The sequence below is a fragment of the Hymenobacter fodinae genome (assembly GCF_004745825.1).
GTDB lineage: Bacteria > Bacteroidota > Bacteroidia > Cytophagales > Hymenobacteraceae > Hymenobacter > Hymenobacter fodinae.
This window is the reverse complement of sequence record NZ_SRLA01000007.1, coordinates 15403-27628: the sequence shown is the minus strand read 5'-3', so window position 1 is coordinate 27628 and position 12226 is coordinate 15403. Positions and strand designations below refer to the sequence as shown.

The following is a 12226-nucleotide window of genomic DNA, read 5'->3' as shown; positions in this document are numbered from 1 at the left end:
ATAGGCAAGCGGTGGCAGCGCAACTAGCGCACCAGCGTCACGCTCATCAGCCCAATAACGACGTCGTTGGCCAGAGCCTCGACGTCCAGACGTTGGAGTTTCTTTTTCGGGTTGAGCGGTAAGTCCAGCACGGTAGCCGCCCCGCCGTCGATAGCGCGGGTGCTGAAGCCCTTGATGCTGGTGTAAGCCGGTGCGGCTTCGCGGGTAAGCAAGCCGGTTTTGAGGTGCAGGCGGTACGGCCGAGGCACGCCGGTAGTAAAGGCAAAGCCGTCTTCCAGGTAATCCTGCTCGATGGGCCACCAGTTTTGCGGGTTGCGCAGGGCCAGGGTTTCTGAGGTGCCATCGGTGTAGCGCACTACTATGTTGCCATTGGTGAGCTGACTCTGCATGGGGTTGGTGGAGCCGGCCAGCAGCAAGTACGCGTGCCGAGCGCGGCCTTTCAGGGCCACCGAGGCCTGGTCCGGGTAGTTGTCCCACTTCGACACGAACAGCACATTCTTGGCGCCCGCCGCGCTGGGTGTGCTCAGGGGTACGCCGCTGGGGAGCTGAATTTGGTTTTTGCTGCCGGCGGACTGCCGTAGGCCAGTGTCGTCAATAACAGCCTCGGTGAGCGGGTAGCACCAGTTGCCGATGCCCTGCGTGGGCAGCTGCAAGGTCGGCCCGAGTGGCCTAGGAGACAGATATTGCTGCTGAAAAATGCTCGTCACCTGAGCGTTGAAAGCCGAAGCCAGATTTACTGTCTCGTACTTCTGCGTTACGGTTTCTGAAACGTCGGGCGAGGCTGGCGCCGGTGCTTTCACCGCGAAAGTCAGCGGCTGCCACCAGGTTAGCTCGCCTTGCCGGAGCTGCACGAAAGCCGTCCGGTTGCCGGCCTCTACCCCCACTTGTGCAGTGAGGGTAGAGCCGTTTGGCACGGCATTGCGCAAGGCTTGCTGGGGGTCGAATACTTTCTGGATGGTAGCGTGCGGAAACTGTGTAGTCAGGGCAGTTCCTGGCACATACGTGGGTTCCAGCGTAGCCACGTCCGGCGCATCACCTTGCCACTTGATAACAACCTCATAAGTATCAGCAGGATCAGCACTGATTTCCAGCATGGGGTGACCTACGGCGGCATCTATATTTTTCCAAGTAGCCGACTTGCCGTTGACTGTTAATGACTGCACCGCCGTACCCCGCGCCTGCACCTGCAGTTGTAGCTTCAGCGGCTTCTGGAAGCGAGGCGTAATAGTGTAGGTTTCCTGGCGCCCTTGCCGCTGAAAGGCAAATACCACATCCGGGATGGAGAGCGAGGCCTCATTCCAGGCGGCGGGCAGGCCCGGCCGGATGGTCAGCGTGCCGACCAGCGCATCGGGCACAATCCCAAATAGGCCTTCGACTAGGGAGCGGGAAGCCATGCCGATGGGGTCAGCAAAGTCGCGGTACAGCTCGCCGCGGTGGGCATCGTAGAAGGACACCTGCTGGAAGTTGCCGGGGCTGGAGCCCAGGTACATGCTTTCCAGCAAGGCGCTTTTCCAGAGCTTGAACGCCTCCTCGGGGCGGCCCGCCTGCCAGTTGGCCAGGGTGGTGTGCAGCACCTCGGCCATGGCCACGTTGTTGATGGACCAGTCGTAGGGCTGCCAGTTGGTAGTGGAAATCAAATAGTAGCCCTCATCAGGTAGACCAGTGGCGCGCACCGGAATGTGCGGAATCTCGGTATCGATGTAGCGCAGGGCCTGGTAAGCCTGGAAGTTATCGGGCACCTGCGAGTCGAGGGCGTGGTAGATGGTCCAAATGCCGGCGGCGGGGTGCAGCTGTTTCAAGCCGAGCGCATCCTGATACTCCGCGTACCAGCCCTGGCGGGGCAGCCACAGCCGGCTGTTCAGGGCCTGCTTGATGTTGGCGGCTTCCTGCTGGTAGGGTGCGGGGTTTTCGCCGAGGCGCTGGGCCAGCGTGGCCGCCAGTTGGTTGGTCAGGTAGTTATAGGCCGAGGAATGCGTAACGGCGCCGCTGCTGTACTGCAGGGCATCGGAGGCCCAAATGGCGGCATATGCATCGTAGAGGCCGTCGTTGTCCGAGTCGAAGTTGCGCTTCTCCCAAGCCAGGTGGCGGGTTAGCACGGGCCACATTTCCTTGGCGAAAGTCAGGTCACCGGTCCAGAGGAAATGGCGCAGCAACTCGTCGATGTAGACGAGGTTCATATCGTAATGGTGGGGCCGGAAGTCACCGCCGGGGTTGCGGCTGATGTAGCCCGCACTGTACACGCTGGTGCCCAGCTTCTCCTGGCTGCGAGCCAGGTGCAGGGCCGTATCCATCACTACCGGGCCAGCCGGCGGCGTTTGCAGCTGCGACTGGGCATAGGCCCGGAAGTGTTTCTGGGCGCGGTCGTGCCAGCCGAGAGGGTCGGCGGCATAGGGGCCGCGCCAGCCGTTGAGGCGCATGCGCCAGGCCACCGAGCCGTGCAGGTAAGTGGGGTCTTCCCAGATGGCATCGGCGGCAATACCCAGTGCGCCCCCCAGCGTGTTGATGTAGGGGTCGGGAGTTTTCACCTGAATGCGGTTCGCCAGCACTTGGCGCGCGGCTTCGGCTTTGGCAAAGGCCCGCGGCAAGTCGGCGTAGCGCAGCGCTAGGCCACTGGTAGCGGGTTTCTGCACCGAGAAGTACAGCGCCTCCCCTGCCTTCGCGGGTACTACTCCGGCGGCCACTGGCCTAGCCGAACCTTGGGAGGCCCACAGCTGCTGGGGCGAGTCCTGCTGCTCCGCATCGGCGACGTGTAGTTCTGACGTCATCGGCACGAGGCCTAGCAAGGTTTTTGGCTCAGCGGGGGCCGCATTGGCTGCAGCTTTGGTTGGCTTGGTGGCAGCCGAGTAGTCTAGGGTGAAGGCCTTGCCCTTCAGCGTAATCGTGTTGTTCTGGCAATACTCTGGCTTGAGGTAAAAGCTTGATTCAGGGTCGGCCCCGATGTCACCGTCACGGCTGAACTTCTTGCCTGTGGCGGCGCCGTAGGCCCACAGTAGGCGTACTTGGTTGGCAGGCACCTTCTGGAACTCAGCCTTCACGAGCATCCCTTCTGCATCAGCCATGGCCTGCACTTCTAAGTGCAGCGTACCGCCTGCCAGCAAAGGGTCCTGGATGGTGTAGAGCATTTTGCCGGGCCGGTAGCGGGCTTCAATGCTTTCTACTTTAATCAGCCATTTGCTCTGCCCATCCTTCCCAATCAAGCCAAACTTGAGGTTGCCGCCCATACCGGGCAGGTATAGCGCAAACTCTGGCAGGTCGCCGGCTTCCACCCGGAAGGCGGTGTTGGTGCCGTACAGGGCGCGGGTGAAGCGCTTGTCGCCGTTCCGAATGACGAAATCAGTGCCGTCGGGGCGGTAGCGCAGGGTGCGGGCTTGGTTGTGCCAGAGCGGCGCTGCGGGGGCGGGCTGGGCCACGGCGCCATCCACTGACCACAACATCAGCAGCGCCGCTAGGCCACTTCTCCCCCGGTGTTTCCATTGCGATATACGTTCAGCGCTTACGCTCATTCACTCCTGGGTAAAAAGACCGGCCCAAGCGCCTTCCAGCATCACTGAAAAACACTCAGGCCGAGCTTGTTATACATTCAGCACTTAGTAGCCGGGGTTCTGCTCATACACATAAGAAGAAGCGGCCAACTCGTTTTGGGGCACGGGGTACAGCAGGTCGTTGGCCGTAATGGGCTTCCGGATGCGGTTGCGGGTATCCTCCTTGGCAATCCAGGCGTTCATCACGTCGAGGGCCAAGCCAGAGCGCACCAGATCGTGCCAGCGCAGGCCTTCCCCGGCAAATTCCCGGCGGCGCTCCTCCATCAGCTGGGCCAGCGTTACGCCCGTCAGCGGCGCGGCGGTGAGGCCCGCCCGGTCGCGCACCCGCTTCACCAGGGCATCGGCGGTGGCAGAGGGGCCACTCTTGCGGATGAGGGCTTCGGCCTTCAGTAGCAGCACATCGGCGTAGCGCAGCACAATGAAGTTGATGGGCCAATCGGTGCGGGAGGTGCCGCGCAGGGTGCCGTTCACGTACTTCTTGAAGGCCGGCCGGGTTTCCACGGCCACGGGGGTCGTGGTGGTAGTGTAGCCAATTTGCATGGTTACGCCTTTGCGCGTGTCGGCGGGGGCGTAGCTGGCCACCAGGTTATCCGACGGGGGGCGCAGCTCATCACCCGTACCGAAGCCCGTACCCGCCCCAATCGACTGAAAGTAGTTGTTGGTCAGCAGAATGGAGGGATACGACGCCCCCAGGCCCAGGCCACCACTCACGTACTGCACATCAAAAATCACCTCGCGGTTGTTCTCGTTGGCGTAGGCAAACACGTTCCCGTAGGCGCTGCCAGCGGTGCCAGCCGCCGTAATCAGGTCGTACCGGCCGCTGTTAATCACCTGGTCGAGCAGGGTGATGGCGGCGTCGTAATCGTTGGTGCCCAGGCCAGGGCCGTTAATGCCGTAAGTAGGGCCCGAGCGCGTTAGGTACACCAGGGCCAGCAGGCTGCGGGCGGCCCCGTTGGTGGCCCGGCCCACGTTAGTGGTTGTGTACGAGTCGGGCAGCTTAGCAATGGCGTCCTGCAGGTCAGCCACGATGAGCGCGTACACGTCGGCCACGTTAGCGCGCGGAATCTTGGCTACCTCCTGGGGCTCCAGGGGCTTCTCTACCACGGGCACCTTCCCGAAGTAGCGCACCAGATCAAAGTAGAACAGCGCCCGCAGAAACTTGGCTTCCCCCTCGGTCCGGCTCTTCACGTCGTCGGTCAGCACCGAGCCGTTTTGGGCCAGCTGATCCAGCACAATATTGGCCCGGAACACGCCCACGAAGTCCGTCGTCCAGGTATCGGCGGGGTACTCGTTGGAGGCGATGGTGGTGGAGAAGTTGTTGATGGGTTCCCAGGTCCGGATGCCCTGGGTGCTCACCCCGTAAATATTATCCGAGCGGGTTTCCGACATCGTCAGCTGGCGGTCGGGGTAGTCGCGCAGGTTGCTGTACACCGCGTTGATGGCCTGGGTGAAGTCGTCGGCGGTTTTGTAGAACGTGGGTACCGAGCCGCTGGAAATAGGCGCTTGGTCGAGGTCTTTTTCGCAGGCGCTGAGCACCAGCACGCTGGCCGCCAGAATCGAGAAAAGGGTCTTTTTCATATTTCGCGCGCAGTTGCCTGCTAGAAAGTAAGGTTGAGGCCGAGGGTCATCGATTTGGTCAGGGGCAGGCCGCCGTAGTCGGTGCCTACCGAGAAGCCGCTGCCGCCCGTGTCGGAGTTGGTAGCATCCACGTTGTAGCCGCCGCGGTAGGTATCGTGACCGAAGAAGTTCTCCGCCGACACGTAAATGCGGGCGCCCTGCATGATGGTTTTAGGCACTAAGTTGCCCAAGTTGTAGCCCAGCGTGATGTTGCGCACCCGGTAGTAGTTGGTGGAGTACAGCCAGGAGTCGCTCTTGAGAGGCGTGAAGTTGGCCTGCGCCTTGCCCCGCTCACCCGCGCCGGGGTTGTCCACGGAGCGCCACCGGTCGCGCTGCAGGCCGAGCACGTTCTGGTTGTAGCCCATGTTGGTGTTGTCGATGGCCCGCCCGATGAGCGAGTACAGGCTACCGCCCTGCTGGCCCTGCACCAACACGCTCAGGTCGAAGCCCTTAAACGTGAAGTTGTTGGTGATACCCCAGGTAAACTTAGGGTTGGGCTGCCCGATAATCACCCGATCTTTTTCGTTGATGGTGCCGTCGCCGTTGGCATCCCGGAAGCGAGGGTCACCCACCGTCTGCCCCTGGATGATGGGCGCCCCGCCGTCAATATCCGACTGCGTGAGGATGCCCGTTTGCTGGATGGCGTAGAACGAGAACATGGGTTTCCCCACCATCAGCAGGGTGCTGGAGGCCCCGTAGGGGGAGGCAATTTCGATGGTCGCGTCGCCCTCGCCTAGGTGCACCACTTTGTTGCGGTTGTGGCTCAGGTTAAGCGACGTATTCCACTCAAAGGCGCCGGTAACGTTGCGGGAGCGAAGTTCCAGCTCTAGGCCCTGGTTCAGCACCTCGCCAATGTTCACGAGCTGGGAGGAGTAGCCCGAGGCGCTGGGCCGGGGCACGTTCAGCAGCAGGTCTTTGCTGGTCTTGGTGTAGTAATCAAACGAACCGGAAATGCGGTTGTCGATCACGCCAAAGTCGAGGCCCACATCAATCGTTTGCGACTTCTCCCAGCGGAGCAGGGCGTTGGGGGCTTTGTTCGGCGACTGACCCGATGCCACCACGCCCCCGAAGGTGTAGGGGTTCACGCCCAGCGTGGCAATGCTGCTGTAGTCGCCGATGCCGTTGTTGCCCGACATACCGAAGCTGCCGCGCACTTTCAGGTCACTGATGACGGGCAGGCCCTTCATGAAGTTTTCCTGCGAGATGCGCCAGCCCGCTGACACGGCCGGGAACACGCCCCAGCGCTTGTCCTGCCCGAAGCGGGAGGAACCGTCGCGGCGCACGCTGGCCGTGAGCAGGTACTTGCCCTCGTAGGCGTACTGCACCCTTCCGAAGTAAGACAGCAGCACGTTCTGGGTTTCGGTAGTGCCGTTGTCGCCGGTGCCCGTGATGTTGGTGGCCCCGTTGAGGGTAGTTACCGCGCTGTTCACGAAACCACCCGACGACCGCAGCCGATCGGTTTCGGTCTTAAAGAAGTTGTACGCGTAGCCGGCCAGCGCCGAGAAATCGTGCTTGTTGGCAATGACCTTGTTGTAGGCCAGGGTGTTTTCGTTTACGAAGGCCTGCTTGCGGAAGCCGCTGAAGGTGCCCACCGCGCCCGAGCCCACCAGGCGGGAGTTGGGAATGTAGCTCTTGGCCCGTGAGTCGGTGTTGTCGAAGTTGAGGGTAGAGCGGAACCGCAGGTTCTTCACGATTTCGTAGTCGCCGAACAGGGTGCTCAGGGTCCGGAACACGGTGGTCTGCTGCTGGCGGTTTTCCAGTTCTCCTACCGGACTAACGCTGCTGCCGCCCCACGTATACACGGGATTCTCGCCGTAGTTGGTGTACAAGCCCGCCGACGACTCGGCCACCGGCACCATGGTAATAAACTTCTGGGCCAGGTTGTCCTTGCCTTCCACGCCGGGGTCGTTGGAAATGGCGTAGCTGGGGCTGATGTTCAGGCCGAACTTGAGCTTGTCGGACGCCTTTACTTCCATGTTGGCGCGGGCCGAATACCGCTTGTAGGCCACTCCAATCACGATCCCCTCCTGGTCGGTGTAGTTACCCGACACGTAGTAGTTCACGTTGTTGGTAGCGCCGCTGGCCGACACCTGGTAGTTCTGCACCTTGCCGGTCCGGAAAATGGCGTCCTGCCAGTCGATGTAATCCAAGCCAGGGTGGCCGGGCTGGTACCACCGCTCGTCAATCATGAGCGAGGGGTTGATGGTAGTAACGCCCAGGATGGCCTGACGTTGGGCCGTAGTTTGGTTCGCCAGCCGCTGAGGGGCTCCGGGAGTAGTAGGTTGCGAGCGGACCCAGTTGTTGTTAATGATTTCCGACGCGCGCTCCACCCATTCATCGGGCTTCAGCAAGTCAAGCTTCTTGGCCATCTGGGAGTAACCCCCATACACGTTGAAGTTGATCTGGGGCTTGCCGGTTTTACCGCGCTTGGTGGTTACCAGCACTACCCCGTTGGCAGCGCGCGAGCCGTAGATGGCAGCGGCGGCGGCATCTTTCAGTACCTCAATCGATTGAATATCATTGGGGTTGATGTTGTCGAGGGGGCTGCCGGTGGCGTAATTGCCGTTGCCGTTGGGCGAGGTGCCTTCCAGCGGGAAGCCGTCGATAACGTACAAGGGTTGGTTGTTGGCCGTAATGGAGCCGTTGCCCCGCACCTGCACGTTGAACCCGCGGCCGGGCAGGCCCGTGTTCTGCTGCACATTCACGCCCGCCAACTGGCCTACCAGGGCTTGATCGACGCGCAGAATGGGCCGCTCTTCCAGCTTGCTGGCATCGAGGGTGGCAATGGCACCGGTTACATCGGCTTTCTTCTGGGTGCCGTAGCCCACTACTACTACCTCATCCAGCGACTTAGAGTCTTCGCTGAGCTTCACCGTAAGGTTGCCGGCACCAGTAAAGGGGCGCTCCTGGGTAGCAAACCCAATGAAGCTGAATACGAGCGTCCCCGCCGTTTCGGGCACGGCCAGGGTAAAGGTGCCATCGGGGCCGGTGGTGGTGCCGCGGGTGGTGCCTTTGAGTACTACCGTTACACCCGGGAGACCTTCTCCGTTCTTGGATTCTACTTTGCCGCTAAGCTGCCACTCAGCGACGGCGGAGGCGGCGGGGCGGGCCTGCACTGCCGTAACCGCGGGCCCCGCGAGCAGGAGCAGCGGCAGACAGGCTACGAAGGGGCCGCGCCGCCAGGTGTAACTTTTCTTCATGGGTTGTACAGGTAGGATTAGTAGGATGGGACGACCAGTAGGCCACCAAAGAGAGCTGCTTTGATGATGCCAAATTATTTTTCCTCCTACCCGAAACCCTCCTGTAGACTACCGCCCGCGAGTGATTACTCACCATTTTATTTTTCCGGCATCAGTTTGCACTTCGCCCCGACCAGCTGTTTGGCCATGGGTTAAGGCTAGCCAAGACAAGTTACCTGCGCGCCGGAGTTGCACTGGCTGCCGCCATAGCCGCCTAAAAAACAGCTCCTGCGCTGCCCACCGCCTCATTGCCCGTATCAGGCCGGAGGCGGCAGACCCCGCAGGAGCTGCCTTGTAAAAAAGGTGGCTTAGGAAGCCAGATAGTTGCCGAACCCAACTACCACCGTGGATAATACTACCGTGAGAATGCCCAGCTGAATGGTGCGCATGGTGGGCCGGTTTGCCCCGCGCCACTCGTGCAGATACAGGCCCCACAACGAGCTAAAGGCAATAATAAAGGCCATGTGTAGCGTCCAGCCCGAGAAGCGGTACTCACCCATTTGGCTGTCGCCCATGCCGTAGAAGAAGAACTGCAAATACCACGTCAGGCCCGCCACGGCGCAGAACAGAATGTTGCGCAGGGCCGGGAAGCTGGGGTTGAGGTAGTCGGTGTACGTTTTGTTCTTGACGTTGAGGTAGATGCACCAGATAGCGTTGGTGGTGAGGCCGCCCAGTAAGATGATTACCAAGGAGGCATTGTTCACGTAGAGCGGGTTGGCGCCATTCTGCTCAGCCAGCTTGGCAATGGGCTCCCCGGCAGTCAGGCCAAACGACATGCACGCGCTCATCACGCCGGAAAATATGGCTACCAGCAGCCCCTTGCGCAGATCAAACTCCGCGATAGTGGCCTTCTTTTCGTCGCTGCTGAGGTTTTTCTCCTTCATCATGCCCGCTAGGCCACAGATCACGATGCCGAGCACGCACACGCCCAAACCGGCCACAATCACTTGGCCCGAAGTGCTCTGCAGTAGCGCATTAAATTCCCCCTTGTAAATAGGTGGCACCAGCGTGCCAAAGACCGCGCATAGGCCTAGCGTGAAGGCCATGCCTAGCGAGAGGCCTAGGTAGCGCATGGCCAGCCCAAACGTGAGACCGCCCAAGCCCCAGAGCACGCCCCACACGTAGGTCCAGAACAGCGTTTCGCGGCTGGTTTGCCCTAAAATATCAAACAGGTGCGGCACCGTAGCCGAGCCCAGCACCAACGGAGCCACCAGCCACGACACCAGCCCGCCCACCAGCCAATAACTTTCCCAGGCCCAGCCGTGCACCTTTTTATAGGGTAAATAGAAACTGCCGGAAGCGAAGCCGCCCAGCGCATGCAGAAGTACTCCTAGAAAAACGCTCATAGCTCAGTTGGTTTTTACCAAATCTGCCCAGGCTGGGGCCCGAAACTCTCCTGCTCTCTCCTGAAAGCAGGAAACTACCAGTGAGTGGTAACTCACCCGTAATTCGACCCCAAGTATAGGCCCAATATTTTTCTGACGCGAACAGGAGAGTGCAGGAGTTATGCCCCACAGGCAGGGACGTACTTTGTCAGACAAGCATTTCTTCTCGGGTACCCGATTGTCAAAACCGACGTCTCAATATGGAAAAGACCTTAACCTATCAGCACGTAAGCTACCTGTGGGACGAGGCCAAGGCCCTGACCCTGGCCGGCGATGAAGTCGCCTTGTTCATTTACCGCAGCAACCTGCTCGGGGCCGATCTGCGCCTGACAAACTACGCGGGCGGCAACACTTCCTGCAAAATCACGGAAACCGACCCCGTAACCGGGCAGCCCGTGGAAGTGATGTGGGTGAAAGGCTCGGGTGGCGACATTGGCACGCTCACCAAAGCCGGCTGCGCCAACCTCTACGTGGAGAAGCTGCACCAGCTGAAAAACCGGTACCGCGGCCTGGAGTTCGAGGATGAGATGGTGGAGCTGTTCAACCACTGCCTATTCGACCCCAAGTGCGCCGCGCCCAGCATTGATACTCCCCTGCACGGGTTGCTTCCCTTCAAGCACATCGACCACCTCCACCCCGATGCCCTCATTGCCATTGCCGCCAGCAAAGACGGTGAGCAAATCATGCAGGACATCTGGGGTGATACCATGGCCTGGCTGCCCTGGCAGCGCCCCGGCTTCGACCTGGGCCTGCAGCTGGAGCGCGTAGTACAGGAAAACCTTAACCTGCGCGGCGTGATTCTGGGCGGCCACGGCCTCTTCACCTGGGGCGACACCTCCTACGACTGCTACCTCAATACTCTGGAAGTTATTGAGCAGGCCGCGACCTACCTGGAAGCTAATTACGGCAAGCAGCGCCCCGTGTTTGGAGGTCAGAAGCTGGAAAGCGTGGCTCCCGAGGTGCGCCGCGAGCAGGCGGCGGCCGTAATGCCCGTACTGCGGGGTCTGGCCTCCCAGCACCGCCGCATGCTAGGCCACTTCACCGACGACGCGCGGGTGCTGGAGTTTATCAACTCGAACGATCTGGCTCGCCTGGCTCCGCTGGGCACCTCCTGCCCCGACCACTTTCTGCGCACCAAAATCCGGCCGCTGGTGCTGGACCCCGCCCGCATGCAGGCCTCGGAGCAGGATGTGCAGCAGTATCTGCAGAAGCAGTTTGAAACCTACCGCCAAGACTACGCCGCGTACTACGAGCGTTGCAAGCACGAGAACAGCCCCGCCCTGCGCGACCCCAACCCGGTGGTGATTCTGTGGCCGACGGTGGGTATGTTCAGCTTCGCCAAGGACAAGCAGACGGCTCGCGTGGCGGCCGAGTTCTATACCAACGCCATCAACGTGATGAAGGGTGCCGAGGCCGTGAGCACCTACCAGGGCCTGCCCGAGCAAGAAGCCTTCAACATTGAGTACTGGCTGCTGGAAGAAGCCAAGCTGCAGCGCATGCCTAAGCCCAAGTCGCTCTCCGGCCAAGTGGCCTACGTGACGGGCGGCACCGGCGGCATTGGCCTCGCCATCTGCGAGCTGCTGCTGCAAAACGGCGCCTGCGTGGTAGCCGTTGACCGCGACCGGCTGGAAGACACCCAAACCACCCTGCGCAAGCGCTACGGCAAAGACAACGCCCTCACCTCCGCCATTGACGTCACCAAAGCCGACACTATTCAGTCCTCGCTGCAAGAAACCATTCTGCAATTTGGTGGGGTAGATATTCTGGTAAACTGCGCGGGGCTGAGCATCAGCAAGCCCCTTTCCGAAACCACCCAGGCCGATTGGGACATCCTGGAAAACGTGCTGGTGAAAGGTCAGTTCTTGGTGTCGCAGGCCGGCGTGGAAATCCTGCGTCAGCAGAAGCTGGGCGGTGATATTGTGAACATTGCCAGCAAGAACGGCCTGGTAGCCGGCCCCAACAATGTGGCCTACGGCACCGCCAAAGCCGCTCAACTGCACATGTCGCGCCTGCTGGCCGCGGAGCTGGGTGCCGATAAAATCCGGGTGAACACCGTGAACCCCGATGCCGTGCTGCGCGGCTCCAAAATCTGGGAGGGCGACTGGGCCGCGGGCCGCGCTAAGGCGTACGGCGTATCAGTAGAAGACCTGCCGGCACACTATGCCAAGCGCACTTTGCTAGGCGAAGAAGTTCTGGCCGAAGACATTGCTAAAGCCGTGCTGGTATTCGTGGATGGTTCCCTGACCAAGTCAACCGGCAACGTGCTGAACGTGGATGGTGGTGTAGCCATGGCGTTCGTGCGCTAGACCTGTCTAGATATCTATAATTCGCTCGTAAACGGGCCGGCTGCCGCAGCTGGCCCGTTTTTGTTGCTTTTACCTTTTAGCAACAACTACGCCCGGCCCTAGGCCACTACTCCGCGCAACTCCCGGTTCCGGGAACG

General features: G+C 60.8%; 5 protein-coding genes. 1 reads left to right on the top strand and 4 read right to left on the bottom strand.

The window, feature by feature from the left end; genetic code table 11:
* Nucleotides 1-23: 23 nt before the first annotated feature.
* The 4 genes from EU556_RS23990 to rhaT form a co-directional block, all read right to left on the bottom strand.
* Nucleotides 24-3503: a DUF4450 domain-containing protein gene (locus EU556_RS23990; RefSeq protein ID WP_135436795.1), complete on the bottom strand. Its 3480-nt coding sequence runs from the start codon at nt 3501-3503 to the stop codon at nt 24-26.
* Between the two features lie 84 nt (nt 3504-3587).
* The gene (locus tag EU556_RS23985) at nt 3588-5120 is read right to left on the bottom strand and encodes a RagB/SusD family nutrient uptake outer membrane protein (protein WP_135436794.1); all 1533 of its coding nucleotides are present in this window, start codon (nt 5118-5120) and stop codon (nt 3588-3590) included.
* A gap of 20 nt (nt 5121-5140) precedes the next feature.
* Nucleotides 5141-8359 (bottom strand): SusC/RagA family TonB-linked outer membrane protein, encoded by a 3219-nt coding sequence (locus tag EU556_RS23980; protein WP_135436793.1) that lies wholly within the window; start codon nt 8357-8359, stop codon nt 5141-5143.
* Between the two features lie 347 nt (nt 8360-8706).
* Entirely contained in the window at nt 8707-9744 is a 1038-nt protein-coding gene (gene rhaT, locus EU556_RS23975; RefSeq protein WP_135436792.1) for an L-rhamnose/proton symporter RhaT, read from the bottom strand.
* A gap of 239 nt (nt 9745-9983) precedes the next feature.
* On the opposite strand from rhaT, the gene EU556_RS23970 reads away from it, so the two are divergent.
* Nucleotides 9984-12089, top strand: coding sequence for a bifunctional aldolase/short-chain dehydrogenase (locus tag EU556_RS23970; RefSeq protein WP_135436791.1), 2106 nt, complete (start codon nt 9984-9986; stop codon nt 12087-12089).
* The last annotated feature ends 137 nt before the right edge of the window (nt 12090-12226 follow it).

What these genes read in the sequence shown, in the direction of transcription:
- EU556_RS23990 (WP_135436795.1), bottom strand. Translation starts at nt 3,503, where the DNA reads ATGAGCGTAAGCGCTGAACGTATATCGCAATGGAAACACCGGGGGAGA.
- EU556_RS23970 (WP_135436791.1), top strand. Translation starts at nt 9,984, where the DNA reads ATGGAAAAGACCTTAACCTATCAGCACGTAAGCTACCTGTGGGACGAG.
- EU556_RS23985 (WP_135436794.1), bottom strand. Translation starts at nt 5,120, where the DNA reads ATGAAAAAGACCCTTTTCTCGATTCTGGCGGCCAGCGTGCTGGTGCTC.
- rhaT (WP_135436792.1), bottom strand. Translation starts at nt 9,744, where the DNA reads ATGAGCGTTTTTCTAGGAGTACTTCTGCATGCGCTGGGCGGCTTCGCT.
- EU556_RS23980 (WP_135436793.1), bottom strand. Translation starts at nt 8,359, where the DNA reads ATGAAGAAAAGTTACACCTGGCGGCGCGGCCCCTTCGTAGCCTGTCTG.